Annotated in this window: 17 protein-coding genes; 14 read left to right on the plus strand and 3 right to left on the minus strand. The window is 73.0% G+C overall.

From position 1 onward, the window contains the following. The first annotated feature begins 68 nt into the window (after positions 1-68). The 5 genes from QC283_RS29735 to fxsT all read left to right on the plus strand — a co-directional run bounded on the left by QC283_RS29735 (position 69) and on the right by fxsT (position 11,647). Entirely contained in the window at positions 69-1,565 is a 1,497-nt protein-coding gene (locus QC283_RS29735) for a 3' terminal RNA ribose 2'-O-methyltransferase Hen1 (protein ID WP_279564815.1), read from the plus strand. Beyond that, positions 1,562-4,129 carry a polynucleotide kinase-phosphatase gene (locus QC283_RS29740; protein WP_279564816.1) on the plus strand — a complete coding sequence of 856 codons (2,568 nt, stop codon included), beginning with the start codon at positions 1,562-1,564 and terminating at the stop codon, positions 4,127-4,129. Before QC283_RS29735 ends, QC283_RS29740 begins: the two co-directional genes overlap by 4 nt. Before the next feature lie 217 nt (positions 4,130-4,346). Next, on the plus strand, positions 4,347-5,837 hold the full coding sequence (locus QC283_RS29745) for a VMAP-C domain-containing protein (RefSeq protein WP_279564817.1): 1,491 nt from the start codon (positions 4,347-4,349) through the stop codon (positions 5,835-5,837). After that, positions 5,834-6,988: a MoxR family ATPase gene (locus QC283_RS29750; RefSeq protein ID WP_279564818.1), complete on the plus strand. Its 1,155-nt coding sequence runs from the start codon at positions 5,834-5,836 to the stop codon at positions 6,986-6,988. The genes QC283_RS29745 and QC283_RS29750 overlap by 4 nt, the downstream gene beginning before the upstream one ends. Continuing rightward, positions 6,989-11,647 carry an FxSxx-COOH system tetratricopeptide repeat protein gene (gene fxsT, locus QC283_RS29755; RefSeq protein ID WP_279564819.1) on the plus strand — a complete coding sequence of 1,553 codons (4,659 nt, stop codon included), beginning with the start codon at positions 6,989-6,991 and terminating at the stop codon, positions 11,645-11,647. Between the two features lie 46 nt (positions 11,648-11,693). Here the strand turns inward: fxsT and QC283_RS29760 are convergent, their stop codons facing one another. Beyond that, a complete protein-coding gene (locus QC283_RS29760) occupies positions 11,694-13,016 on the minus strand; it encodes a cation:proton antiporter (protein WP_279564820.1) in 1,323 nt (440 codons plus the stop codon). Between the two features lie 130 nt (positions 13,017-13,146). Here QC283_RS29760 and QC283_RS29765 point away from each other — a divergent pair, with 130 nt between their 5' ends. The 7 genes from QC283_RS29765 (at position 13,147) to QC283_RS29795 (ending at position 21,773) form a co-directional block, all read left to right on the plus strand. Then, positions 13,147-14,322 carry a hypothetical protein gene (locus QC283_RS29765; protein WP_279564821.1) on the plus strand — a complete coding sequence of 392 codons (1,176 nt, stop codon included), beginning with the start codon at positions 13,147-13,149 and terminating at the stop codon, positions 14,320-14,322. Continuing rightward, positions 14,319-15,452 (plus strand): effector-associated domain 2-containing protein, encoded by a 1,134-nt coding sequence (locus QC283_RS29770; RefSeq protein ID WP_279564822.1) that lies wholly within the window; start codon positions 14,319-14,321, stop codon positions 15,450-15,452. Before QC283_RS29765 ends, QC283_RS29770 begins: the two co-directional genes overlap by 4 nt. A 101-nt stretch (positions 15,453-15,553) precedes the next feature. Beyond that, on the plus strand, positions 15,554-15,790 hold the full coding sequence (locus tag QC283_RS29775; RefSeq protein ID WP_279564823.1) for a hypothetical protein: 237 nt from the start codon (positions 15,554-15,556) through the stop codon (positions 15,788-15,790). A gap of 142 nt (positions 15,791-15,932) precedes the next feature. Next, the gene (locus tag QC283_RS29780; RefSeq protein ID WP_279564824.1) at positions 15,933-17,837 is read left to right on the plus strand and encodes an aKG-HExxH-type peptide beta-hydroxylase; all 1,905 of its coding nucleotides are present in this window, start codon (positions 15,933-15,935) and stop codon (positions 17,835-17,837) included. An 84-nt stretch (positions 17,838-17,921) separates the two neighbouring features. After that, positions 17,922-19,145, plus strand: coding sequence for an arginine deiminase (locus QC283_RS29785; protein ID WP_279564825.1), 1,224 nt, complete (start codon positions 17,922-17,924; stop codon positions 19,143-19,145). Between the two features lie 61 nt (positions 19,146-19,206). After that, positions 19,207-20,214 (plus strand): ornithine carbamoyltransferase, encoded by a 1,008-nt coding sequence (gene argF, locus QC283_RS29790; RefSeq protein WP_279564826.1) that lies wholly within the window; start codon positions 19,207-19,209, stop codon positions 20,212-20,214. A 110-nt stretch (positions 20,215-20,324) separates the two neighbouring features. After that, on the plus strand, positions 20,325-21,773 hold the full coding sequence (locus QC283_RS29795; protein WP_279564827.1) for an amino acid permease: 1,449 nt from the start codon (positions 20,325-20,327) through the stop codon (positions 21,771-21,773). Here QC283_RS29795 and QC283_RS29800 read toward each other — a convergent pair. Next, a complete protein-coding gene (locus QC283_RS29800) occupies positions 21,730-22,269 on the minus strand; it encodes an ATP-binding protein (RefSeq protein WP_443032710.1) in 540 nt (179 codons plus the stop codon). The genes QC283_RS29795 and QC283_RS29800 overlap by 44 nt on opposite strands. A 206-nt stretch (positions 22,270-22,475) precedes the next feature. Here QC283_RS29800 and QC283_RS29805 point away from each other — a divergent pair, with 206 nt between their 5' ends. After that, on the plus strand, positions 22,476-23,303 hold the full coding sequence (locus QC283_RS29805; RefSeq protein WP_279564829.1) for an enoyl-CoA hydratase family protein: 828 nt from the start codon (positions 22,476-22,478) through the stop codon (positions 23,301-23,303). Between the two features lie 2 nt (positions 23,304-23,305). Next, a complete protein-coding gene (locus tag QC283_RS29810; RefSeq protein WP_279564830.1) occupies positions 23,306-25,672 on the plus strand; it encodes a bifunctional salicylyl-CoA 5-hydroxylase/oxidoreductase in 2,367 nt (788 codons plus the stop codon). On the opposite strand, the gene QC283_RS29815 is transcribed toward QC283_RS29810, so the two are convergent. Beyond that, complete coding sequence (locus tag QC283_RS29815) at positions 25,600-26,550, minus strand: sulfotransferase family protein (protein WP_279564831.1); 951 nt, start codon at positions 26,548-26,550, stop codon at positions 25,600-25,602. The genes QC283_RS29810 and QC283_RS29815 overlap by 73 nt on opposite strands. Positions 26,551-26,617: the final 67 nt, after the last annotated feature.

A 26,617-nucleotide genomic window follows, 5' to 3' on the forward strand; every position in this document is an offset into this window, starting at 1 on the left:
CAACCACCCTGGGGGCTCCCGCGCGTACGGCGTCTCGTGACCATCCGCCGGCCGGAGAGGCCCTCCGCATGTTCCTGACCATCACCACCACCGGTACTCCCGAGCACCCCGCGACCGACCTCGGCTTCCTGCTGCACAAGCATCCGGACAAGGCGCAGGCGTTCTCCACCTCCTTCGGCACGGCCCACGTGCTCTACCCGGAGGCGGGGGAACAGCGCTGCACGGCGGCGCTGCTGCTGGAGGTCGACGCGGTGGCGCTGGTGAGGCGCGGCAAGGGCAAGGGACGGGGCGGCGCGCCCGACGCGGCACTCGCGCAGTACGTCAACGACCGCCCCTACGCGGCCTCCTCGCTCCTCGCCGTCGCGCTGAGCAACGTCTTCTCCAGCGCGATGCGCGGCGTGTGCAAGACCCGCCCCGAGCGCGCGGCCGAGCCGCTGCCGCTGCGCGTCGAGGTCCCGGCGCTGCCCGCCCGCGGCGGCCCCGGCCTCGTACGACGCCTCTTCGAGCCGCTCGGCTGGACGGTCACCGTCGAGTCCGTCCCGCTGGACACCGAGTTCCCCGAATGGGGCGACTCGCGCTACGTCCGGCTCGTGCTGGAGTCCGAGACCCTCACCCTCGCCGAGGCCCTGCGCCACCTCTACGTCCTCCTCCCGGTGCTCGACGACGCCAAGCACTACTGGGTCTCCCCGGACGAGGTCGACAAGCTGCTGCGGGCCGGCGAGGGCTGGTTGCCCGGCCACCCGGAGCAGAAGCTGATCACCAGCCGCTACCTCTCCCGCCGCTGGTCCCTGACCCGCGAGGTGATGGACCAGCTGGAGCTGATCCGGCTGGCCGAGACCGACGACAGCGACGTCTCCGACATCGACAACGCGGTCGATGCGGAGGCCGAGCAGGAGGAGAAGCCCACGCCGCTGGCCGTGCACCGCCGCGAGGCGATCCTCACCGCGCTCCGCGACAACGCCGCCGCCCGCGTCCTCGACCTCGGCTGCGGCGAGGGGCACCTGGTGCGGGAGCTGCTCAAGGAGCCGCGGTTCACCGAGATCGTCGGCGTGGACGTGTCGGTGCGCGCCCTGACCATCGCCTCCCGGCGACTCAAGCTGGACCGCATGGGTGAACGGCAGGCCGCGCGCGTGAACCTCTTCCAGGGCTCCCTCGCCTACACCGACAAGCGCCTGAAGGGCTACGACGCCGCCGTGCTCAGCGAGGTGATCGAGCACCTCGACCTGCCCAAGCTGCCCGCCCTGGAATACGCCGTCTTCGGCTCGGCCCGTCCCCGCACCGTCGTCGTCACCACCCCCAACGTCGAGTACAACGTGCGCTGGGAGGCCCTCCCGGCCGGCCGCGTCCGCCACCGCGACCACCGCTTCGAGTGGACCCGCGAGGAGTTCCGCACCTGGGCGGACGCGGTCGCCGAACGGCACGGCTACACCGTGGGGTTCCGCCCCGTCGGCCCCGACGACCCGGAGGTGGGCCCGCCCACCCAGATGGCCGTGTTCACCCAGGCCACGAACGACCCGAAGACCGCGCCCGAGACCGCGACCGAGAAGGAGGCGAAGGCCGCATGACCACCACCGGCACCACCGACACCGCGGGCACCCCCGTGCGGGCCCGCGCCCTGCCCGTCACCGACCTCTCCCTCGTCGTGCTGATCGGCGCCTCCGGCTCCGGCAAGTCCACCTTCGCCCGGCGCCACTTCAAGCCGACCGAGGTCATCTCCTCCGACTTCTGCCGCGGCCTGGTCGCCGACGACGAGAACGACCAGAGCGCGAGCCGGGACGCCTTCGACGTCCTGCACTACATCGCGGGCAAGCGGCTCGCCGCCGGCCGCCGCACCGTCGTCGACGCGACCAACGTGCAGCAGGACGCCCGGCGTCAGCTCATCGAGCTGGCCAGGAAGCACGACGTCCTGCCGATCGCCATCGTCCTCGACGTCCCCGAGGAGGTGTGCGCCGAGCGGAACTCGACCCGCACCGACCGGGCCGACATGCCCCGCCGGGTCATCCAGCGCCACACCCGCGAACTCCGCCGCTCCCTGCGCCACCTGGAGCGCGAGGGCTTCCGCAAGGTGCACGTCCTGCGCGGCGTGACGGAGACCGAGCAGGCCACCGTCGTCACCGAGAAGCGGTTCAACGACCTCACCCACCTCACCGGCCCCTTCGACATCATCGGCGACATCCACGGCTGCGCCGCCGAACTGGAGTCGCTGCTCGGCAAGCTGGGTTACACCGACGGCGTCCACCCCGAGGGCCGCACCGCCGTCTTCGTCGGTGACCTGGTCGACCGAGGGCCGGACAGCCCCGGCGTACTGCGCCGTGTGATGTCGATGGTGAGGTCGGGCAGCGCCCTCTGCGTCCCCGGCAACCACGAGAACAAGTACGGCCGCTTCCTCAAGGGCCGCAAGGTCCAGCACACCCACGGACTCGCCGAGACGATCGAGCAGATGGACGGCGAGAGCGAGGAGTTCCGCGCCGAGGTACGGGAGTTCATCGACGGCCTGGTCAGCCACTACGTCCTCGACGGCGGCCGGCTCGTGGTCTGCCACGCCGGACTGCCGGAGAAGTACCACGGCCGCACCTCCGGCCGGGTCCGCAGCCACGCCCTGTACGGCGACACCACCGGCGAGACCGACGAGTTCGGGCTGCCGGTGCGCTATCCGTGGGCCGAGGACTACCGGGGCCGCGCGGCCGTCGTCTACGGCCACACCCCGGTCCCCGAGGCCACCTGGCTCAACAACACCATCTGCCTGGACACCGGCGCCGTCTTCGGCGGCAAGCTCACCGCGCTGCGCTGGCCGGAGCGCGAACTGGTCGACGTACCGGCCGAGCGGGTCTGGTACGAGCCGGCCAAGCCGCTGCGCGCCGAGGCGCCCGGCGGACACGACGGACGACCGCTGGACCTGGCCGACGTGCACGGCCGCCGGGTGGTGGAGACCCGGCACGCCGGCCGGATCACCGTACGCGAGGAGAACGGGGCGGCGGCCCTGGAGGTCATGAGCCGCTTCGCCACCGACCCGCGCCTGCTGCCGTACCTCCCGCCGACCATGGCACCGACCGCCACCTCGGGAGTGGACGGCTACCTGGAGCACCCGAAGGAGGCGTTCGCGCAGTACGCGGCGGACGGTGTGGCCCGGGTCGTGTGCGAGGAGAAGCACATGGGCTCGCGGGCGGTGGTCCTGGTCTGCCGCGACGCGGAGGCGGCCCGCACCCGCTTCGGGGTGGACGGACCCACCGGGTCCCTCTACACCCGCACCGGCCGACCCTTCCTCGACGACGCGGCCGTCACCGAGGCGATCCTCGACCGGCTGCGCACCGCGATCGGAGAGGCCGGCCTGTGGGACGAACTGTCCACCGACTGGCTGCTGCTGGACACCGAACTGATGCCCTGGTCGCTGAAGGCCTCCGGGCTGCTGCGCTCCCAGTACGCCGCCGTGGGCGCGGCCTCCGGCGCGGTATTCCCGGGCGCGCTCGCCGCGTTGGAGGGCGCCGCCGCGCGGGGCGTCGAGGTCGAGGACCTCCTCGACCGCCAGCGCGCCCGGTCCGCCGACGCCGCCGCCTTCACGGACGCCTACCGCCGCTACTGCTGGACCACCGACGGCCTGGACGGCGTCCGCCTGGCCCCGTTCCAGATCCTGGCCGTCCAGGGCCGCAGCCTGGCCGCCCTGCCGCACGACGAGCAGCTCGGCCTCATCGACCGGCTCGTCGAGCACGACGGCAGCGGCCTGCTCCAGACCACCCGGCGCCTGTACGTCGACACCGGCGACCCCGAGTCGGTGTCGGCGGGCACCGACTGGTGGCTGGAGATGACCGGTCGTGGCGGCGAGGGCATGGTGGTCAAGCCCATCGGCGCCCTCGTGCGGGACGGCAAGGGCCGCCTGGTGCAGCCCGGCATCAAGTGCCGCGGCCGCGAGTACCTGCGGATCGTCTACGGCCCCGAGTACACGCGCCCGGACAACCTCGCCCGGCTGCGGCAGCGGTTCCTGAACCACAAGCGGTCCCTGGCGATCCGCGAGTACGCCCTCGGCCTGGAGGCCCTGGACCGCCTCGCGGACGGCGAGCCGCTGTGGCGGGTGCACGAGGCGGTGTTCGGCGTCCTGGCACTGGAGTCGGAGCCGGTGGACCCGCGGCTGTAGGGCCTGTCCGGCGAACGTTTTTGGCCGAGTCGCCCCGTAGAGGCGTCTCGGCCGGACACCGTGTCCCCGCACCCCACGTGTCCCTGGTGAACCGTCAGTTACCGTGCTAACTTCGCAGGTCGGTCAGGCAGGCGTACCGACTCATGGGGGACAGTCGGTGGAGACAGGCGCGGGAGTCGGCGGAGCAGAGGGCGGTTCCGGGCATGCGCGGGGGTCGATGCTGTTCGACCTGACCGAGGCCATGTGCGGGTTCAGTTGTACGGAGGATCCGCAGGAGCGGATCCAGTTCGCCGATGTGCTCGGGCGTCAGCTGGGTCTGGGCCACGCCGTCGATCTGCGTGGCGTCAAACAACGCCAGGACGTGATCGCCCTGATCAGTGCCGCCCTGAAGGTGGAGGGCGGGGAACACGTACTCGTCACGGTGGTGCGCATTTTCGAGGGGAATCCGGCCGGTGACGAACTGGACCGGCTGATCACCCCCGACCCACCCGCCGAGCCCCAGGCACCGCCGGGCCCGCTGGGCCGCGACGACGAGACCGGCGCGCGTTCCGCCCTGGCCGGGGGCGAACTCCCCGCCGGCCGGCTGCGCGACGACCTGGCCGAGGAACTCAACGGGCTCGACCTGCCCACCGGACTCCTGCCCGACCAGCTGTTCCTCCACGTCCTCGCGTGGAACACCCAGCCGGACGGTCTGCCGCCCGCCGTCCTCCTCCTCGACCGGGCGTGCCCGCTCGCCACCACGCGCGGCCATCGCGCCGCCCTGTCCGGCTGGGTCGACGACTGGACACGGCGGGCCGGCCTCACCGAGGAGCTGAGGCGGCGCCGGGAGGCGCGCGCCCGAGTGGTGCGGGACCCCGACATCCCCCGCTGCCTGGTCGTCGCCGTCGAGCCCGCCCGGGACGGCTCCGACGACGTCGTCGTACGCCCCTGGCTCAACACCGTGCCGGGCCACTGGGACCCGCGGCCCGGCGCACCGGCCGTGACCACCCTGGACGCGCTCGGACCGGCCGTCGACGACGCGCTGCGGCAGGGTGGCCGGCTCTGGGCCGGGCCGGGGGACGCGCCCGCCGATGGACACCGGCAGCCGTCGGCGTACGTGGAGTTCGTCCTTCCGTACGACCTCCTCAACCACGATGTGGCGAGTCTGACGTACCAGATCGGCGACGGGCGGCCGTTGCCGCTCGGGCTGAAGTACGGGGTGCACCTGCGAAGCCTGGACCGGATGCGCACCGACGACGCACTGGTGCGACACCAGTGGCAGGAGCGCTGGCACGCGCTGCGGCAGCACGGGGTCAGCGTGCACGGCTGGAGCGAGCCGGACGCGCAGCGCATCGACGCGTGGCACAGGACACTCGCGGGGGACACCAGGCACACGGCCGTGGTGCTGGACGCCCCGGCCCGCGTCTCCGCGATGGAGGCCCTCAAGGCCGCCATAGCGGAGGGCGTCGGGCTGGCGGTGTGGGACCGCAGAGGAGCCTTCCCCGAGGAGCGGCGTGAGGTGGTGACGGCCGTCTTCGCCGCGGTACCGACATCCGGTCAGATCCCGCTCGCCATCCACCGGCTGCGGCAGAACGCCGAACTGAACCAGCAGGGCCCCGGGCGGCTCCTCGGCCGCCATATTGGCTTCTTCTGGGACGACCCCACCCGAGTTGTCGACATGCATACCATTGATCCCGGCGATCCCGCCGACGAGGAGGCACCGGCATGAACGCGCAGGAGCAGACGTCCCCGAACGGCTGGCGCGTGTTCCACGGCACCGGCCGGCCGCCCGTCGTGCCGCCCCCGCTGCCGCAGGCGCCGCCCTGGCGACGGTTCCTCGGCGCACCGTCCCAGCCTGCACCGCCGGACGAGCCGGAGGCCGCGGTACGCCGACTGGGTCCCGGTCACGTCACCCCGCAGCTCGGCCCCGACGAGATCGACATCGTCAACGCCGCGCTGCTGCTGCGCCGGCCGCTGCTGATCACCGGACCGCCCGGAATCGGCAAGTCCACGCTCGCCTATGTGATCTCACGGGAACTGGGCCTCGGCCGGGTCCTGGAATGGAGCATCGTCAGCCGGACCACGCTGCGGGACGGGCTGTACGTCCACGACGCCATGGGCCGCGCACAGTCCATCGCCGCCTGGCAGGCCGGACTGCGCGGCGCCGCGGCCCCGGAGCCGGTACCGGAAGCGGACGGTACGGAGCTCGTGCCGGACGGTGCGGAGCAGGCGGCGGGCGCGGCGGGCGCGGCGGCCGGACCGGGGGGCGTCAACCCGGCGGCCGTACCAGGCCGTCGTCAACTCCCGCCATCTCTGGGTGACTTCATCACCCTCGGTCCACTGGGCACCGCTCTGCTGCCCTACGATCGTCCTCGCGTGCTCCTCGTCGACGAACTCGACAAGAGCGACATCGACCTGCCGAACGACCTGCTGCACGTCCTGGAGAACGGAAGCTATGACGTCCCGGAACTGGTGCGCGACGCCGCGGACACCGCGCGCGTCCACACCAGCGACCCCGCCGGCCAGGCTCTGGTGCGGGACGGGCGAGTCGAGTGCCGGGAGTTCCCGGTCGTGGTGATCACCAGCAACGGTGAACGCGAGTTCCCCGCCGCCTTCCGCCGGCGCTGCCTGCCGCTGGAGATGCCCACCCCCAGCCGTGAGCAGCTGCTCGCCCTGGTGGAAGGCCACCTGGGTGTCCGGCCCGAGGCCACCGAGGAACTGGTGGACGAGTTCGTACGGCAGATCCAGTCCGGCGGCACCCACTCCCTGGATCAGCTGCTCAACGCTGTCCAGATGACTACCGCGGGTGGTTTCCAGGCGGACGGTGACGGGCGTAAGCTCGTGGAAATGCTCCTCCGCGACCTCGCGAAGGGCCGCTGAATGACCGGCTTTCCCAGGGAGCGCGCATCCGGACCGGGCGACGGTGATCCCGTATCAGGGACGTCGCCTCCGTCGGCGTTCTCCGAGTCCGTCGAAGGCGCGAGTGGGTACGGAGCGGCGCTCACCGCTGCCCCGGCCCACGGCGCGTTCGGCCGCGACCAGCCGTACGCGAACGGGCCGAGGCCCGCGGACCCGCACTGGCGGGAGGTCGCCGACGCGGTCTGGCTCGCCGCCTACTGGGACCGCCACGGCGGCCCGGGCGGCGGCCGCCCGTTACCGCCGCCGGACCCCGTCCCCACGCACCCGCGGGCCACTCACCCGCCCGTCGCCGAGGACGTACGGCCGCCGGACCCGGCCGACGCCGACGACTCGGACACCGACACGGACGACTCGGACACCGACATCGACGACATCGGCGTACGCGCAGCCGGCCCCGTACCCGCCGCCCGGCCGACCGCCCCCGACTGCAGCCCTCCTGCCGCCATCCCCGCGACGCCCGCACCACCATCTGACCCGGCGGAGCTGGTCGAACCCACCGGCCACCCGGACCTCGCGCAGGCCGAACCGGCCTCCCAGCGCCGGGTCTTACCCGACGCGGAGGGAATCTTCACGCTGCGTCTCGGGCAGCCGCTGCTGCCCGCTGAGGAGCGTTCCCGGCCCGGCCCCGGCCGGACCACCGCGCTGCTCGCCCGCGCCCTGCACCAGCTGGCCCGGCGCATCCCCTCGCGCCACACCCTGGAGCTCGACGAGGAAACCACCGCGGAGCAGGGCGTGTCCGACGGTCTGTGGCTGCCCTTCCTGCGGCCGGCCCGGGCCACCGCCTTCGACCTCGTCCTGCTCGTCGACGACGCCCCGACCATGGGGATCTGGCAGGAGACCTGCGCCCGCCTCACCGAGGCCGCCGAACACAGCGGTGCCTTCCGCGGTGTCCGCGCGGTCCGGGTGCACGTGCCGCGCACCGGCTCCGCCACCCTGCGCCGGTCCGCCGGCCGCCCCGCCGCCGACCCCGCCGAACTCCTCGACGGCCGGGGCGGCAGGGTCTTCCTCGTCGTCACCGACGGGCTCGCCCACGGCTGGGCGGCCCCGGCCGCCGACGACCTGCTCGGCCGGCTCGGCCACGCGGGCCCCACGGCCCTCGTCCACCTGCTGCCGCCGCACCTGCGTCACCGCACCTCCCTCTACCCGTACCAGGCGGTCCTGGAGGCCGGTGGGTTCGGCGCCCCCAACGACGCCCTCGGACACTGGGCGCCGCCCGGCGGCCCCGACCCGCTGCGCCCGCTGCCCGAGGCCGGTGACGGCTCCGTACCGGTACCCGTGCTGTCCCTCAAACCCGGCTCCCTCGGCACCTGGGCCGACCTCGTCACCGGCGAGCGGGGCGTGCGCCGGTCCCTGCCCGTCGTCCTCGCCGGCGCCCTCGCCAAGGGCGCACCCGCGCCCGGTCTGCGCGCCCCGCGCCTGCCGCGCGCCGCCGCGGCGGCAGTGCGCCGCTTCTTCACCCTCGCCACCCCTGCCGCGCGCCGACTGGCCACCCAACTGGCGGCCATCCCCTTCGAGTTCGATCTCGTGGAGCAGATGCGGCGGCGCACCATGCCGGAGACCGGCCCCGACCATCTGGCCGAGATCCTCATGGGCGGCCTGATCGACTGGAACAGCGGCGGCGAGGGCCGCCCCGAGTTCGCCGACGGGGTCCGCGAGGCACTGCTCGCCACCACCACCCGCAGCCAACTCGCCCGCACCGTCACCATGGTGGGCGAGCTCCCGGCCGCCGGCCAAAGCGGCCTCGCCCTGCGCGCGGCGCTGCACGACCCGGCCGGAGCCGCCCTGCCCGACCCGGCCGAGCACGGCTGGGTGCGCAGCGAACTCGCCGTGATGCGCGCTCTTTCGGGGCCATACTCCGAACGGGCCAGGCGCATCGAACCCCGACTCTCCGGGCGCCCGTCGCCCGGTGCGGCCGAACGGGTGGGCGCCGGTTTGCCCGCCAGTACACCCACTGAGGTGAACCCTGCGAGCGGCGGGGGATCATCCGGCGGCCGAGAAGGCATGGATCCAGCGTCGAACAACCCCGACGAACCTGGAGATCACGTGCCGCCCCTGGTAACCGACGCGACCCCACTCGAAGCCCCGGAGGCTGAGCAGCTCATGCAGAGCACCACGACTGCGACGTCCGCCCTACTGGTGAACGTTCCCCTGCGGAACACCTCGTTCGTCGGCCGGCAGGGGCTGCTGAGGGCCGTGGAGGAACAACTGAGTGACCAGGACACGGCCGCGGTCCTTCCGCACGCGCTGCACGGCCTCGGCGGCGTCGGCAAGTCCCAACTCGCCCTCGAGTACATCTACACCCACCAGCACGACTACAAGGTGATCTGCTGGATCCCCGCCGAGCAGGAGAGCCTCATCCTGGCCTCGCTGGCCAACCTGGCCGGCCGGCTGGGCATCGCTCCGTCGGGCCACGACCGAGGCGCCCCGGCCGCGAACACCGCGGTCCCCGCCGTGCTGGAGGCACTGAGCGCCGGCGCCCCGCACGCCGACTGGCTGCTCGTCTTCGACAACGCCGAGGACATCGACGTGGTGCGCCAGTACTTCCCCGCCAACGGGCCGGGGAAGGTCATCGTCACCTCCCGCAACCGCGGCTGGGAGCGGGTGGCGAACCCGCTGCCGGTGAGTGTCTTCGAGCGGTCGGAGTCCATCGAGCTGCTCCGCAGGCGCTCGCCCCACCTGACGACCGAGGACGCCGACCGGCTCGCCGAGGCACTCGGCGACCTGCCGCTGGCGGTGGAGCAGGCGGGCGCCTGGCGGGCCGTCACCGGCATGCTGGTCGACGACTACCTCGACCTGCTCGCCCAGCGCAGCCCGGAAATCCTGGAACTGGACCCCAACCCCGACTACCCGGTCTCCGTCGCCGCCGCCTGGGACCTCTCCCTGGAGCGCATCCAGCAGAACAACCCGGGTGCCAGGCAGCTCCTCGACATCTGCGCCGGCATGGCACCCGAGCCGATCCCGCGTTCCATCCTGCGCGGCAGCCGAGGCGTCAGCATCACCCCCGAGATCGACCCCCTGCTGCGCGACTCGATCAAGCTCAACCGCGCCATCCGCGACCTCAGCCAGTTCTCCCTGATCAAGGTCGACACCCGCTCCAACACCCTCCAGATGCACCGTCTGTTGCAGACCGTGCTCCTGGCCAAGCTCGGGGCGCAGGAGCGGGAGCGGATGCGGGGCGCCGCGCACCAGCTGCTGTCGGCGGCCAAGCCGGGGCCCTACGGATCTCCGCTGGAATGGTCCGAGTACCAGTCACTGCTGCCCCACCTCCGTGCCTCGCACGCGGTGACCAGTACCGACACCTGGGTGCGGGACCTCGTCGCCGACAGCGTGTGGTTCCTGTACTACTGGGGAGACCACGACGGTTCCGCGGACTTCGCCCGGCAGACCTACAGCGCCTGGCTCGCGGCCTCCGGCGAGGAGGACATCCACGTCATCCGGATGGCGAAGTGCCTGTCCTTCCTGCTCCGGCAGACCGGGCACGTACCGGAGTCGATCCCGCTGGTGGAGAAGGCGCTGGAGACCTCTCGCGGGCTCGGCGTCGAGCCCGAGGAGCTGATCGACTCGTTGTGCGAGACGGCCGACGCCCGCCGCTACCAGGGCCGGCTCCAGGAGGCGCGGAGCCTGAGCCAGGAGGCCACCGAACTGGCTCGGTCCCTGTTCGGCCTCGACGATCCCTCCACCCTCCGCGCGACCCACTCGTGGGGCGTCGACCTCCGGCTGTGCGGAGAGTTCCGGGAAGCACTGCCGCTGGACCAGGAGAACGCCCGGCTGCGCGACCTGCACTTCGGGTCCACCAGCTTCTACACCCTCAACACCCTCAACTGCGCCACGATCAACACGCGTGAGAGCGGCGACTATCCCGGCGCCCGCGAGGTCCAGGAGGACGTGTACCGCCGGGCGTGTGCCGCGCTCGGTGACGAGCACCCGCTCGCCCTGCGCACCGCCCGCAACCTCGCCGTGTGCCGTCGTCGGGACGGAGCGCTGGAATCGGGTGCCGAGCTGGCGAAGGAGACCCTGCGGCACTTCGTCAGCCGCTACGGGGAGGACCACTTCGACTCGCTGGCCACGGCGACCAACGTCGCCGTCGACCTGCGCCTGGCCGGGGACCTGGAGGGGTCCCGGCAACTGGCGGAGGACACCGCGCGGCGCTATGCGCAAAGGCTCGGCGAGAACCACGTGTGCACCCTGCTGGCCAGGGTCACCCTCGCCGCGACGCTGCGCACGCTCGGAGCCCTGGACAGCGCGCAGGAGGAGGAGGACGACGCGGCACGCCGACTGGCCGAGACGGTGGGGGAACGGCACATCGTCACGCTGACCGCCGCGGTGGGACGGGCCGGCACGGCTTACGCGCGCCTGGACTTCGAGCGGGCCCGCGAGATCGACGAGACCAATCTGCCGCTGCTCGCGGAGGTCGCCGGAGAGGACCACCCGGTCACCCTGTCCTGCATGGCCAACCTCGCTCTCGACCTGCGCGGTCTGGGCCGGGGCGCGGAGGCCGACGAGACGCAGCGCAAGGCGGTCGAGGGCTTCACCCGCGTGGTCCGCGCCGACCACCCCTGGTTGCTGGCGGCCCGTCAGCGGCGCCACATCGAGTGCGACATCGCGCCGGTGCCGATGTAACGGACGGCAGCCCGGCAGCCCGCCCGGCCGGGCTGCCGGGTTCCGCTCAGTTCACGTCCGCCGCCGGCGCCGTCGAGGTCCCGTCCTGGGGTCGCGGGGCCGCGGGGGACCCGTGAACGGGGTGCGCGGCGCGGTCCCGCTCGGCCAGGCGGCGCGTCAGGAGCAGGAGCGGCTGGGTGAACAGGGTGGTGGCGAGGGCCATGAAGACCAGCACCGTATAGAGCTGGGCGCTCAAGAGGCCCGCCTGAAGGCCCGCGTTGAGAGCGATCAGCTCGGTCAGGCCCCGGGCGCTGAGCAGTACGCCGACGGTCCGCGCGTCGTGCCGGTCCAGTCCGCCGAGCCGTGCCGCGAACGTTCCGCTGCCGATCTTGGTCGTGACGGCGAGCACGGTCACCACCAGCAGGACGGCCCACCCCGTGCCGTTCATGCTGTTCAACGCCACGGACTGCCCGGAGACCACGAAGAAGAACGGCAGCAGCAGCGAGCTGACGTCATGCAACGGCCGCAGCAGGTCCGGGTCGAGCGTGCCGCCCTCCTCGCGCGGGACCACCACCCCCGCGAGCAGCGCTCCGAAGATCACGTGCAGCCCGAGAGAGTGCGTCACCCACGCGGACCCGAGGGCGAAGCCGATGAGCAGCGCCAGCCGCAGCGAGGGCTCCATCCGCGTGCGCCACAGCAGCCGGCGCAGCACCGGCCGGGCCGCGAGCACCATCACCGTGACGAAGCCGACGGCGAGCGCCACCCGCCACGGCCAGGCGAGCGCGGCCTGCTCACCGCCGCTGTCCATCAGCGCCGCGGCCAGCACCGTCCAGCACACCGCGTCCAGCACCCCGGCCGCCGAGACCGCCACCACACCCGGCACGGACCGGGACAGCTCGTTCTCCCGCACGATGGCCGTCAGCACGGGCACCGCCGTTATCGTCAGGGCCACCCCGGCGAACACCACCATGGCGGGGGAGAGGTCACGCGGCATGCCGAGGGCACGCAGCTCCTCCCGGAACAGCAGCGCACCCCCGCAACCCACGGCCATCGGCACCACGAACGAGGCGAGCGCCACGGTCAGCGAGGCGCGGACCCGGTCCCCGAGGATCTTCAGATCCAGCTCGTAGCCCACCGCGAACAGAAAGACCACCAGCGCGAACTGCGCGAAGCCGGTCAGCGCCGGGCCGATCTCCTCGGGGAACAACGACGCGTACGCGTCCGGCGCCAGGGCGCCGAGCAGAGAGGGACCGAGCGCGATGCCCGCCGACAACTGGCCGACGATGTACGGCTGTCTCAGCCTCCTGGCCAGCCAGCCGGCCGCGTGAGCGGCCACCAGGACGAGAGCCGACGCACCCACGAAGTGCGTGACCACCGAGTCAGGGCTCAACCGTGCCTCCGCAGGAATCGTTCGGTCGCCGTCAATCCGCGTCCGTTTTCGCCAACCTCCCTAGACTGAGGGCAGCTTGGCTTCGCGGCGCAGGTCGTACACCGGTTTTCACCAGGAGCACGGGGGGCACATGACGGCGGTCGTCTTCATCCACGGCACGGGGGTTCGCGAACCGGGCTTCTCTGCGCTCGCGGGGCGCTTCTCCGTCGGAGTGACGGGGCTGCGCGGCGGACTGCGCATCGTGCCGTACTACTGGGGTGGCGAGCACGGGGCGACGCTCGCCGCCGGCGGGGCGAGCCTGCCGCCGGCTTCCGGCACCAGCCGAGGCGGCCCTTCCGTCCCGGGCGCCGGTGACGACGACACGGCGGCCTGGGCCGCCCTCTACGCCGACCCGTACGCCGAACTCGCCCTCGCCGCCGGTACCGCTGCCGGAGCCGCCTCGGCGACCGAGCTGCCGCCGGGCTCCCCGCCACCGGACCAGCACCTCCGGGCCAGGCTGGCCGCCCTCGCCGCCGAGGGCGACGCACCGGCGGCCGACCTGGGCCCCGGTCTGGCGCGCGCCGCCGCCGACCTGGCCGCCCACCCGCTGCTCGGCGCCGCGGCCGCCGCCCTCACCCCGGACGACCTCCCGGGCCTCGCCGCCCGCGGCCTGACCGCCCAGGTCATCGCCGGAGTCCTCGACTCCGACGCGCCCCTCGTGCCGGCCGGCGTCACCCGGGACGCCGTCACCGACCGGCTCGCCCAGGCCCTCGGCGCACCGGCCCCCGGAACGGAACGCGGCGCGCGCTCCCTGGCACTGAGGGTCGCCGGCTCCGCCGCCTCCCGCGCCGTCGTACGCCGCCGCCGCGCCCTCACCGAGGCCGCCCACCCGGCCGCCGGAGACGTCCTGCGCTACCTCAGCCGCGGCGAGGCGGTCCGCGCCGGACTGCGCACCCTGCTCGGCGGGCTGGAGCCGCCCGTCGCGATCGTCGCCCACAGCCTCGGCGGCATCATCGCCCTGGACACCCTGGTCCTCACCCCGCTGCCCCAGGTGCGGCTGCTGGTCACCGCCGGTTCCCAGGGCCCGTTCCTGTACGAGTCCGGGTCCCTGCCCTCCCTCGAACCCCCGGCGCCGCTGCCGGACCACTTCCCCGACTGGCTGAACCTCTACGACCCCCGAGACCTGCTCTCCTACCTGGGCGCCGGCCTGTTCCCGGGCCGGGTGACCGACGTGGCCGTCGACAGCCGTCAGCCGTTCCCGGCCGCGCACAGCGCCTACTGGACCAACCCGGCCGTGTACCGGCACATCGTGGACCGGCTCCCGTGACCGGCCCGCTGACCGCCCCGGCCGTGGACCCGGCGCGGGTGCACGCGCTCGTCGTCGGCGTGGAGGCCTACGACGCCGGCGACGGCTGGGACCTGCCCGGACCCGCCCGGGACGCGGTCCGCTTCCACCGCCTGCTGCGGGCGGCCGGCGTACCCGAGGCCAACATCCGGCTGCACCTCGCCCCGTTGCCGCCGTACGTCCCCGAAGTGCCGTACGCGCCCGCCGACCACGCCACGCTGCGCCGGGTCCTGGTCCGTGAACTCCCCGCCGCCCCGGGCGACGTGCTCTGGGTGTGGTGGGGCGGGCACGGTGTCCTCGACCGGTCCGGGCAGCTGCGGCTGTTCTGCGCGGACGCCACCACCGACGACAAGCTGGGCATCGACCTGGACTCGGCACTCGCCCGGTACGCCGGGGACGCCGTGCCCGGCTTCGCGGACCAGCTGTGGATCGTGGACGCCTGCGAGACCTTCGAGGAGGCGCTCGCCTTCCGGGAGCCGCTGCCGCCCGACGCGCTGCCCGTGGGACGGCGCAGCACCGCGCACCGGCAGACCGAGCTGCGGGCCGCCGGGCGGGGCCGGGCCGCCGCCAACGACCCGGTGCGCGCCACGGGCCTGTTCTCCGACGTTCTGCTCGCCCTGCTGGCGGACCGGACCGCCGTACTGCCCGCCCCGCCCGATGCGGAGGAACTGTTTCCGGCCGTACGAACGCGTATCGCCGCCCTCAGGGACGCGGGTCGTACTCTGCAGTATCCCGAGATCCGGCTGCGCAGCCCCGAACGCACCGAGATCCTCACCCCGGTGGGACCGGGCGGCCGGGAGCGGCAGGCCTCCCCGCTGCTGCGGGCCGTGGACGCCCTCCTCGCCTATCCGCTGATGAGCGACCCGACCGAGCGTCAGACGGTGGTCGCCACGCTGGGCACGCACGTCACCGGGACACTGCCCCGTCACACCAAGGCGCGCACGGACGCGACGGGGATCCTCAACGGGCTCGCACGGCACCATCCGCACGCGGTCTGGGACCTGTTCGACGCTGTGGTGTCCGTCGACGACGACCCGGTACGGAGAGCCGAACTCGCCTCGGCGCTCGGGGAATTGTCGGACTCCACGAGGCGACCGCGAGCAGGGGGATGATCGGGTGGCGTGATCGTACGGTTTTCGACATGGGCCGGAATGGTCATGATGGAAAAAGGACACGGGGCATCGAGTGCCACCGTGCGAGAAGGGGGAGCATCTTGGACCAGCCGCCCGCTCTGCGCCATGCCGAAGTCGCCACCCGTGAACAGCCGGTCGCCCCAGGGCGCGTCGACGTCTGGGAGTCGGATCTGGTGGACGTCGCGGCGCTGCCCCTGACCGCCGTGGACGGTCTCACGCCGCTCCGTCCCACCGTCCGCCTTCTCGAAGAGGTCCTGCGCGCACGCGGCAGCATCAGGGGCGGCGAGGGCGGCGGTGGCGGCGCCCGGGCCGAATAGCCACCGCCCGCACCCGACGACGGAGCCCGACGACAGAGGCCCCGAAGACACCCGGACACAGGACCCGGAGACGAAGCCCCCGACGAGGCCGCCCGCTCGCCGGGGCCCCCGCATGCCCGCCCCCGACCGGAGGTTCCCGCCCATGACCAGCGAGCCGCGCCCCGCCCCGTTCCGCGTGCCGGACCGGCTCTTCGCGGAGCTGGCCGCCGGAGGCGGTTCCACGGAGGCCATCGCCTTCCTGGAACGCGGTGAGCGGGCACGGCGACTGCTCCTGCTGCGGACGCTGCTGGACCGGCTCGCGGAGCTGCCCACACCGCTCACCCCGGTCGCCGAGGCCTGGGACACGTTCAAGGCGGCTGCCGAGCGTGCGCCCGAGGCGGCCGACCGGCTGCTGCTCGCGCCGACGACAGGTGGCTGGATCGCCCATACGCTGCGCCGGGTGCACGGCACCGCGACGGGTCCGCCCCTGTGGGCGGAGGCAGGCCGGCTGAACGTCCTGGCGCTCACCGCGGCCCTGCACGCCGGTACGGAGACGTCGCTCACGGTCCCCCTCACCGACGGCGCTCTGCCCCTGCCGGGCCTCGGCCTGCTCCGCCTCCCGGCCACACCACCGGGTCCGACCGTCGCACGGGCCGTGGCAAGAGCGGGCGAACTGACCCTCTCCGGCCCCCCGGCACCGGACGGCTCCCGCACCTCCGTGACATGCCGCCCGACGACATCACCGGCGAACGGAAGCGAGCCGGACGAACCACGCCCGCCCGGCCCCGGTCTACCCGGCCCGAGTCCGGCCGGTCCTGCGCCTGCTGCCCGTCCGGCTGGTCCTGCGCCCGCTCCCCGTGCGGCTGGTCCTGCGTCCGCTCCCCGTCCGGCCGAAGCTCCGCCGGCCCCCGCAGTGGGCTCTGACCCGGGTGCGGACCCCGACCCCGCAGCCGCCGCCTGGCTCCCCCTGCGCACTCTCACCCACACCACCCCCACCGGCCCCGTCGCCATACCCCTCGACGATCTCGACCCCTACCGCGACCTCGACGACCCGGTGCCGCCCGCCCGGCTCGCCGCCGGGGAGGCGGCTCAGTGGCAGCGGCTCTTCGACGACGCCGTCGCGATCCTCGCCGGGGCGGGCACCGGCCAGGGGCCGGGGCGGCTGGACCCGGCGGTCGTCCGGGCCGTCGTGCCGTACGGCCGCACCGCTCTCACCCCGCCCGCTCCGCCGACCGTCGAGGTCTCCGCCTCCAGCGGCGACTCCTACGGCGCCATGGTGATATCCCGCCCCGGATCCGCGCTCGCCCTCGCCGAAACCCTCGTCCACGAGTTCCAGCACAGCAAGCTCGCCGCGCTCCTGCACCTCTTCCCCCTCCTCGACGACGATCGCGAGGAGCGCTTCTACGCTCCCTGGCGTGCCGACCCGCGCCACCTCACGGGACTGCTGCACGGCGCGTACGCCTTCACCGGCGTCGCCGGCTTCTGGCGGGACCGGCTGACCGAGCCGGCGCACGCCGAGACCGCGGCCTATCACTTCGCGCTGCGCCGGCTGCAGAGCCGGCTGGTCGTGCGCACCCTGCTGACCAGCGCCCGGCTCACGGCCCCGGGGCACCGTCTGGTGGCGGGACTCGCCCGGACCCTGGACGGGTGGCTGCGTGTGCCCGTCGACCCGGCCGTACGAGCGCGGGCCCGTACGGCCGCCGCCCTGCACCGCACCCAGTGGCGGCTGCGCAACGTCGCCGCACCGGACACGCCGGCCGACGATGCCGCGCCGACCGGGCCGGCCGACGGTGCCCTCCGTTTCCGCCCGGACCGCGGCTTCTGGCCCGACACCCGCACCCGCGCCTTCGCCCTCCGCCCCGCCGACCCCCGCACCCCCGACGAGCACCTCGCCGCCGGCGATCCGGCCACCGCGCTGGACGGCTACGCCAAGGACCTGGCCCGTGACCCGGCCGACCCGCACGCGCTGTCCGGCTGGATCGTCGCCCGCGCGGTCCTGGACCCGGGCCACTCCACCCGCCGTCCGCTCGCCCGCCCGGAGCTGCTCCGGCCGCGGCCGGGCGGCTGACCCGTCGCGCAGGGTCCGCGCGAGCCGGGGACGGGTCTGCGCAACCGGGGGGTGAACAGGCGCCCGAATGGTCAGGATGGAGGCATGGGATTCCAAGTCGACTCCGAAGCCGGGCGGCTCACCCGCGTCATCCTGCACCGGCCGGATCTCGAGCTCAAAAGGCTCACCCCCAGCAACAAGGACGCCCTTCTCTTCGACGACGTGCTGTGGGTGCGCCGGGCGCGCGCCGAGCACGACGGGTTCGCCGACGTGCTCCGCGACCGCGGGGTCGCCGTGCACCTCTTCGGTGACCTGCTCACCGAGACCCTGGACCTTCCGGCGGCCCGCCGGCTCGTCCTGGACCGCGTCTTCGACGAGAAGGAGTACGGAGTGCTGGCCACGGACCATCTCCGGGCCGCCTTCGACACCCTGCCCGCCCGCGAGCTCGCCGAGGTCCTGGTCGGCGGCATGACCAAACGGGAGTTCCTGGACGCCCACCCGGAGCCGACCTCCGTGCGCTTCCACGCCATGGAGCTGGACGACTTCGTGCTCGGACCGCTGCCCAACCACCTCTTCACCCGGGACACCTCGGCCTGGATCTACGACGGCGTCTCCATCAACGCCATGCGCTGGCCCGCCCGGCAGCGCGAGACGGTCCACTTCGAGGCGATCTACCGGCACCACCCGCTGTTCCGCGACGAGACGTTCCACCTCTGGTCCGAGGGGCAGGCCGACTACCCCTCCACCATCGAGGGCGGCGACGTCCTCGTCATCGGCAACGGCGCCGTGCTCATCGGCATGAGCGAACGGACCACGCCCCAGGCCGTCGAGATGCTCGCGTACAAGCTGTTCGCGGCGGGCTCCGCGCGCACCATCGTGGCCCTCGACATGCCCAAGCGGCGGGCCTTCATGCACCTCGACACCGTGATGACGATGGTCGACGGTGACACCTTCACCCAGTACGCCGGGCTGGGCATGCTGCGCTCCTACACCATCGAGCCGGGCGTGGGCGAAAAGGAGCTGAAGGTCACCGACCATCCGCCGGAGCACATGCACCGCGCGATGGCCGCCGCCCTGGGACTGAACGAGATCCGGGTGCTCACCGCGACCCAGGACGTGCACGCCGCCGAACGCGAGCAGTGGGACGACGGCTGCAACGTCCTGGCCGTCGAGCCGGGCGTCGTCGTCGCCTACGAACGCAACTCCACCACCAACACCCACCTGCGCAAGCAGGGCATCGAGGTGATCGAGATCCCGGGCAGCGAGCTGGGCCGGGGCAGGGGCGGGCCGCGGTGCATGAGCTGCCCGGTGGAACGGCAGGCCGTATAAAGATTCAAAGTCTCGTATACAATTCCATAAAGACCCGTCCCCGTACCTCTGGAGCGCCCCCATGGCGACAGTCCCGATCGCCCTCTCCGGCCGCCACTTCCTCAAGGAGCTCGACTTCACCGCTCAGGAGTTCCGCGGCCTGGTCGAGCTGGCCGCGGAGCTGAAGGCCGCCAAGAAGGCCGGGGCCGAGACGCGGTATCTGCGGGGGAAGAACATCGCGCTGATCTTCGAGAAGACGTCGACGCGCACCCGGTGCGCGTTCGAGGTCGCCGCCGCCGACCAGGGCGCCTCGACGACGTACCTCGACCCCGCCGGCTCGCAGATCGGCCACAAGGAGTCCGTGAAGGACACCGGGCGCGTGCTGGGGCGCATGTTCGACGGGATCGAGTACCGGGGCGACAGCCAGCAGAAGGTCGAGGAGTTGGCCGCCTTCGCCGGGGTGCCCGTCTACAACGGTCTGACCGACGACTGGCACCCCACCCAGATGCTCGCCGACGTCCTGACCATGACCGAGCACAGCGACCGGCCCCTGCAGGAGATCACCTTCGCCTACCTCGGCGACGCCCGCTTCAACATGGGCAACTCCTACCTGGTCACCGGCGCCCTGCTCGGCATGGACGTACGCATCGTCGCCCCGAAGTCCTACTGGCCCGCCCAGGAGGTCGTCGACCGGGCGAAGGAGCTCGCCGAGTCGAGCGGGGCGCGCGTCACGCTCACCGAGACCCTGGACGAGGGGGTGCGCGGCGCCGACTTCGTCGTCACCGACGTCTGGGTCTCCATGGGCGAGCCCAAGGAGGTCTGGGACGAGCGGATCAAGGCGCTCGCGCCGTACGCCGTGACCATGGACGTCCTGCGCGCCACCGGCAACCCGGACGTCAAGTTCCTGCACTGCCTGCCGGCCTTCCACGACCTGGGCACCAAGGTCGGCCAGGAGATCTTCGAGGCTCACGGCCTCGACTCCCTGGAGGTCACGGACGAGGTCTTCGAGTCCGCGCACTCGGTCGTCTTCGACGAGGCGGAGAACCGCCTGCACACCATCAAGGCGGTCCTGGTCGCCACGCTGGCCTGACCGACGCCGACCGTTATTCTGACCGGCGGCCCCGGAGCCACCCCTTCCGGCGCCACCGGCCGCGACCACCGTCGCGCCCCCCGCACCACCAGAAACGAGCACCACCCGCAATGCCCGCTTCCCGCGTCAAATCCCCCCACCTCCTCGTCGCCGAATCCGGCGCCGACCGCGAAGGCCACGGCCTGAAGCGCACCATGGGGCTCTTCCAGCTCGTCTGCTTCGGCGTCGGCGCGATCGTCGGCACCGGCATCTTCGTCGGCCTGTCCGACTCGGTCGCCGAGGCCGGTCCGGCCGTCGTCGTCTCCTTCGTGCTGGCCGCGATCACCTGCGTGTTCACCGCGTTCGCCTTCGCCGAGCTGGGCGGCGCGATCCCGGTCTCCGGCTCCTCGTACTCCTTCGCCTACGCCGGACTCGGCGAACGGACCGCCTTCCTGGTCGGCTGGTGCCTGCTCCTGGAGTACGGCGTGTCCGTCTCCGCGGTCGCGGTCGGCTGGAGCCAGTACGTCAACGAACTGCTGGACAGCGTCCTTAGCCTCCAGCTCCCGCACGCGCTCTCCGCGGGCCCCGGCGACGGCGGCGTGATCAACCTCCCCGCCGTGATCGTCATCGCCCTGGCCTGCGTACTGCTGGTGCGCGGCGTGCGGGAGAGCGCCCGGGCCACGGCCGCGATGGCCGTCCTCAAGCTGGTGGTCCTCGTCGCCTTCTGCGCCATCGGCTTCTACGCCTTCGAGGACGGCAACCTCACCCCGTTCTCCCCGGCCGGCCTCGGCGGCATCGGCGCCGGCACCACGGCCGCCTTCTTCTCGTACATCGGCTTCGACGCGATCACCACGGCCGGTGAGGAGGCCAAGAACCCCCGCCGGGACATCCCCATCGCGATCCTGGTCTGCATCGGCCTGGTCACCCTGCTCTACTGTGCGGTCGCCGTCGCCGCGATCGGTGCCATCGGCGGTGACGCGGTCGGTGACCGGCCCGCCGCCCTGTCGTACGTCGTCAACGAGGTCACCGGCTCCACCATCGGCGGCGGTGTCGTCGCCTTCGGCGCGGTCGTGGCCATCGCCTCGGTGGTGCTCGCCGTGATGTACGGCCAGACCCGCATCCTCATGTCGATGTCCCGCGACGGACTGATCCCGCGGGTCTTCGAGAAGGTCTCGCCGCGTACCGCGACCCCCGTCGCCGGCACGCTGATCGTCGGCGCGGTCTTCGCACTGCCCGCCGCCTTCGCCCCGCTGGACGCGGTGGTCAACCTGTGCACCATCGGCACCCTGGCGACCATGGCCGCCGTCAACGTCGCCGTGATCGCGCTGCGCCGCCGCGAGCCGGGCCTCGCCCGCACCTTCCGGGTGCCGCTGTACCCGGTGACGCCGCTGCTCGGGGTGGGCTTCTGCCTGTACCTGATCTACGAGACGGGCGCGGCGACCTGGCTCCAGTTCGCGGTGTTCCTCGCGGTGGGCCTGCTGGTGTACACGGCCTACGGGCGCCGGCACTCCCGCCTCGCCCGGGCCGGTGCCGAGGTCACGTCGAAGGACGACGCTGAGCGGGCACCGCGGGAAGCCTGAACCAGACCGCCTTGCCGGAGCCGGTGGGCCGGTGACCGCAGGACGAGCTCAGGGCGCGGATCAGCAGCAGACCGCGCCCGTGCTCCTGCCAGGGGTCGGGCGGCTCGACACCGGGGCGGGTGAGGTCGCCGGGCGGCTCCGGGTCCGGGTCGTGCACCTCGACCTGGCAGCCGGTCGGCATCAGCTCCACCACCAGCTCTATCGGCGACCCGCCGGGGGTGTGCTCGACGGCGTTGGCGACCAGCTCAGCCGTGAGCAGCTCAGCCGTGTCGCCGTCGGCCGTGTGCTCCAGCTCGGCCAGCGCCGTACGGACCAGGGCACGGGCCACCGGCACGGCCGCGGCGGAGTGCGGCAGCGCGATGCGCCAGGAGGCCGAAGGCTGAGGCGGCACGAAGTGCCTCCGTGAGGGGTGCGGGCTGGGCGGCGGGTGGGCTGGAGAGCGGTCGTGCACGGCGAGTCCGTTCCGGAGCAGGCTGTCGTCCTGTCCTGCTTTCAACCTTATGAATGGTACGGCGCCGCCCGGCAGAGCCGTTCGACGGGCATCACGCGGGACCTTCGACCTCCGGCGCCGGGCGCCCCGCCTGTGCGGCGCGGCCAGTCTCTATCGCGCCTTGGTGACGACAGTCACAAGTAGGTGATAGCTTCGAACGACCGCGAGACAACGCTCAGTGAGGCCGCGCCCGCCCTAGGAGGCCGCCCGTCATGAGTCCCTTCACCGGCTCCGCCGCGCGCACGCCCGAGTGGCGGCACCTGCGCGTCGATCTCACCGACGGTGTCGCCACCGTCACCCTCGACCGCCCCGACAAGCTCAACGCGCTGACCTTCGCGGCCTACGCCGACCTGCGCGACCTGCTCGCCGAGCTGTCCCGGGAGCGGTCCGTACGCGCCCTGGTGCTGGCCGGTGAGGGACGCGGCTTCTGCTCCGGCGGCGACGTCGACGAGATCATCGGCGCGACCCTGTCCATGGACACCGCCCAGCTGCTGGACTTCAACCGGATGACGGGCCAGGTGGTGCGGGCCGTACGGGAGTGCCCGTTCCCGGTGATCGCCGCTGTGCACGGCGTCGCGGCCGGCGCGGGCGCGGTCCTCGCCCTGGCCGCCGACTTCCGCGTGGCCGACCCGTCCGCCCGCTTCGCCTTCCTCTTCACCCGCGTAGGCCTCTCCGGCGGCGACATGGGCGCCGCCTACCTGCTGCCCCGCGTCGTCGGTCTCGGTCACGCCACCCGGCTGCTGATGCTCGGCGAACCGGTGCGGGCGCCCGAGGCCGAGCGGATCGGCCTGATCAGCGAGCTGACCGAGGAGGGCCGCGCCGACGAGGCCGCCCGGTCCCTCGCCCGCCGCCTCGCCGACGGCCCGGCCCTCGCCCACGCCCAGACCAAAGCCCTCCTCACCGCCGAACTGGACATGCCGCTGGCGGCATCGGTGGAACTGGACGCCTCCACCCAGGCCCTGCTGATGAACGGCGAGGACTACGCCGAGTTCCACGCCTCGTTCACGGAGAAGCGCCCCCCGAAGTGGAACGGACGGTAGGGATGCGCCCCCTGAGCGCGGCGATCGTCGGCGGCGGCCCCGGCGGCCTCTACACCGCCGCCCTCCTCAAACGCCTCGACCCCGGCCGCCAGGTCACCGTCTGGGAACGCAACGCCCCCGACGACACCTTCGGCTTCGGCGTCGTCCTGTCCGACGAGACCCTCGGCGGCATCGAGCACGCCGATCCGGTCGTCCACGAAGCCCTCCGATCCGACTTCGTCCGCTGGGACGACATCCACATCGTCCACCGAGGAACCCGCCAGGTCTCCGGAGGGCACGGCTTCGCCGCGCTCGGCCGCCACCGCCTCCTGGAGATCCTGCACGAGCGCTGCCACGCCCTCGGCGTCGAGCTGCGCTTCCGCACCGAGGCCCCGGACCCGGCGCTGCTGGCTCAGACGTACGACCTCGTCGTCGCCGCCGACGGCGTGCACAGCACCACCCGCGAGGCCTACCGCGACGCGTTCCGGCCCACCCTCACCGATCACCGCTGCCGCTACATCTGGCTGGCCGCCGACTTCGCCCTCGACGCCTTCCGCTTCGAGATCGCCGAGACCGAGCACGGCGTGATGCAGCTGCACGGCTATCCGTTCGCGGCCGACGCCTCGACCGTCATCGTGGAGATGCGCGAGGAGGTCTGGCGGGCGGCCGGCCTCGACGAACTGGACGAAGCCGAGTCCGCCGCCCGCTGCGCCGAGGTCTTCGCCGACGCGCTCGGCGGCCGGCCGCTGAGGTCCAACGCGTCGAAGTCCGACAAGCCGGCGTGGAGCGCCTTCCGCACGGTGGTCAACGAACGCTGGTCGCACGGCAACGTCGTCCTCCTCGGCGACGCCGCCCACACCGCCCACTTCTCCATCGGCTCCGGCACCAAGCTCGCCGTCGAGGACGCCCTCGCGCTCGCCGCCTGCCTGGAGGAGCGACCCACCCTGGACAAGGCGCTCACCGCCTACGAGGAGGAGCGGCGCCCCGTCGTCGCCTCCACCCAGCGGGCGGCCCGGGCCAGCCTGGAGTGGTTCGAGGACCTGTCCCGGTACCTCGACCAGCCGCCCCGCCAGTTCGCCTTCAACCTGCTCACCCGAAGCCGCCGCGTCACCCACGGGAACCTGCGGCTGCGCGACGCCGGTTTCACCGGGTCCGTCGAGCGCGAGTTCGGCTGCCCGGCCGGCACGCCTCCGATGTTCACCCCGTTCCGGCTGCGCGGCCTGACCCTGCGCAACCGTGTCGTCGTCTCCCCGATGGACATGTACTCGGCCACCGACGGCATCCCCGGCGACTTCCACCTGGTCCACCTGGGAGCCCGGGCTCTCGGCGGCGCCGCGCTGGTGATGACCGAGATGGTCTGCGTCAGCGAGGAGGGCCGCATCACCCCCGGCTGCGCGGGCCTGTACACCGACCTGCAGAGCGAGACCTGGCGGCGGATCACGGACTTCGCGCACACCCGGGCGCCCGGCACCGCGATCGGCGTGCAGCTCGGGCACAGCGGGCGCAAGGGCTCGACCCGGCTGATGTGGGAGGGCATGGACGAACCGCTCCCCGAGGGCAACTGGCCCCTGGCCGCCGCCTCCCCGCTGCCGTACAAACCGGGCAGCCAGACGCCGCGTGAGCTGTCCCGGGAGGGGTTGACGGAGATCCGGGAGCAGTTCACGGCCGCCGCCGCGCGGGCCGCCCGAGCCGGGTTCGACCTGCTCGAACTGCACTGCGCCCACGGCTACCTGCTCTCCGGCTTCCTCTCCCCGCTCACCAACCACCGCACCGACGCCTACGGCGGCTCACTGGAGGGACGGCTCCGCTTCCCGCTGGAGGTCTTCGACGCCGTACGCGCCGTCTGGCCCTCACAGCGGCCCATGACCGTACGTGTCTCCGCGACCGACTGGGCCGAGGGCGGCACGAGCGCCGAGGAGGCCGTGGCGATCGCCCGCGCCTTCGCGGCGCACGGCGTCGACGCCATCGACGTGTCCACGGGGCAGGTCGTGGCCGACGAGCGGCCGGAGTTCGGGCGGTCGTACCAGACGCCGTACGCGGACCGCATCCGGCACGAGGCGGGCGTCCCGGTGATCGCCGTCGGCGCGATCTCCTCGTGGGACGACGTCAACTCGCTCGTCCTGGCCGGACGCGCCGACCTGTGCGCCCTCGCCCGCCCCCACCTCTACGACCCGCACTGGACGCTGCACGCGGCGGCCGAGCAGGGCTACGAGGGGCCGGGTGCCGTGTGGGCGGTGCCGTACCGGGCGGGCAGCCGCCGTCCGGTGACCGGACGCACCGACGCCGTCAAGCCCAGGCTCACGCTGCACGGCCGCCGTCAGGACGGGGAGTCGGGCCTGGAGGCCGGCCCGGGGGCCGTCGAGAAGTCCGCTGTGGATTGCGACGTGTAGCCCCACGCCGCGCATATCGCGCGCAGCCGCTCCGGGATCTCGTCCTCCTTCGGCAGCGCGCGGCCCGGCTGCACGGTGCCGGTACGGATGTTCTCGCGCCAGTCGCCGAGCCCCCTGACCAGCTCATCGCCGCTCTTCCTGCCGTAGTTCAGCATGGCCGGCGCGTAGTCGACGCCGAGGAACGCGCACAGGCGGCGCATCTCCCGCCCGGGATCGGCGGTGATGTCCTCGTAGCGCACGGTGAAGCCGTCGGCGTCGGCCGTGCGGGCCTCCTCGACGGCCGTCATGTAGCGCAGCACGTCGGTGACGGCCTTGTCGTACGGCCGCTTGACCGGATCGCTCTCGTGCCAGGAGCGGGCGACCGACTCCGGATGCCGCAGCAGGAAGACGAAGCGCGCGTCGGGCCAGCAGTCCTTCAGGCGACGGTACATGTACGCGTTGGCCGGGGTCTTCTCGACGATGAAGTCCTTGCCGGCCTTGACCAGTTCACGGTGCATGACGCGGTCCCAGAGCAGGTGCTCCAGGTCGCCGCGGGCCAGGCCGAGGGCGCTCATGGCGTGCTCGGAGTGCCAGTTGTCGCAGCTGACGTTCACCCGTCCGAGGTGCAACTCGTGCGCGGTGTGCAGCCGCGGATGGGCGCCCGCCATCATGCGCAGCAGGGTGGAGCCGGAGCGGATGGACGAGATGATGAAGACGGGCCGCCGCAGCAGCCGCTCGGTCGCCAGCTCCTCGGCCGGCGGACATCGGTAGGCGGCCGCGGGCCGCTCCGCGGCGTCCGGCGCGGCGGAGGTCTTCCCCTTCGCCGCCCGGGGGGCTCTCCGTACCTGGAGGCCGGTGGTGACGGTGAGGGCCCGGTTCAAGCTACGCGCGAGACTCATGCGTCCGCACGGTAGGTGAGAAACCTGAGAAGAGGGTCTGAGGAGGCTGAGGGTTCCCTCATCGTGC

Source organism: Streptomyces sp. DH41, from assembly GCF_029813785.1.
Lineage (GTDB): Bacteria > Actinomycetota > Actinomycetes > Streptomycetales > Streptomycetaceae > Streptomyces.

Bases quoted from the DNA above. Each gene is read 5' to 3' on its own strand.
- QC283_RS29780 (WP_279564824.1), top strand. From the start codon at position 15,933: ATGACCAGCGAGCCGCGCCCCGCCCCGTTCCGCGTGCCGGACCGGCTC.
- QC283_RS29765 (WP_279564821.1), top strand. From the start codon at position 13,147: ATGACGGCGGTCGTCTTCATCCACGGCACGGGGGTTCGCGAACCGGGC.
- QC283_RS29805 (WP_279564829.1), top strand. From the start codon at position 22,476: ATGAGTCCCTTCACCGGCTCCGCCGCGCGCACGCCCGAGTGGCGGCAC.
- QC283_RS29740 (WP_279564816.1), top strand. From the start codon at position 1,562: ATGACCACCACCGGCACCACCGACACCGCGGGCACCCCCGTGCGGGCC.
- QC283_RS29815 (WP_279564831.1), bottom strand. From the start codon at position 26,550: ATGAGTCTCGCGCGTAGCTTGAACCGGGCCCTCACCGTCACCACCGGC.
- fxsT (WP_279564819.1), top strand. From the start codon at position 6,989: ATGACCGGCTTTCCCAGGGAGCGCGCATCCGGACCGGGCGACGGTGAT.
- QC283_RS29785 (WP_279564825.1), top strand. From the start codon at position 17,922: ATGGGATTCCAAGTCGACTCCGAAGCCGGGCGGCTCACCCGCGTCATC.
- QC283_RS29735 (WP_279564815.1), top strand. From the start codon at position 69: ATGTTCCTGACCATCACCACCACCGGTACTCCCGAGCACCCCGCGACC.
- QC283_RS29745 (WP_279564817.1), top strand. From the start codon at position 4,347: ATGCTGTTCGACCTGACCGAGGCCATGTGCGGGTTCAGTTGTACGGAG.
- QC283_RS29795 (WP_279564827.1), top strand. From the start codon at position 20,325: ATGCCCGCTTCCCGCGTCAAATCCCCCCACCTCCTCGTCGCCGAATCC.
- QC283_RS29750 (WP_279564818.1), top strand. From the start codon at position 5,834: ATGAACGCGCAGGAGCAGACGTCCCCGAACGGCTGGCGCGTGTTCCAC.
- argF (WP_279564826.1), top strand. From the start codon at position 19,207: ATGGCGACAGTCCCGATCGCCCTCTCCGGCCGCCACTTCCTCAAGGAG.
- QC283_RS29810 (WP_279564830.1), top strand. From the start codon at position 23,306: ATGCGCCCCCTGAGCGCGGCGATCGTCGGCGGCGGCCCCGGCGGCCTC.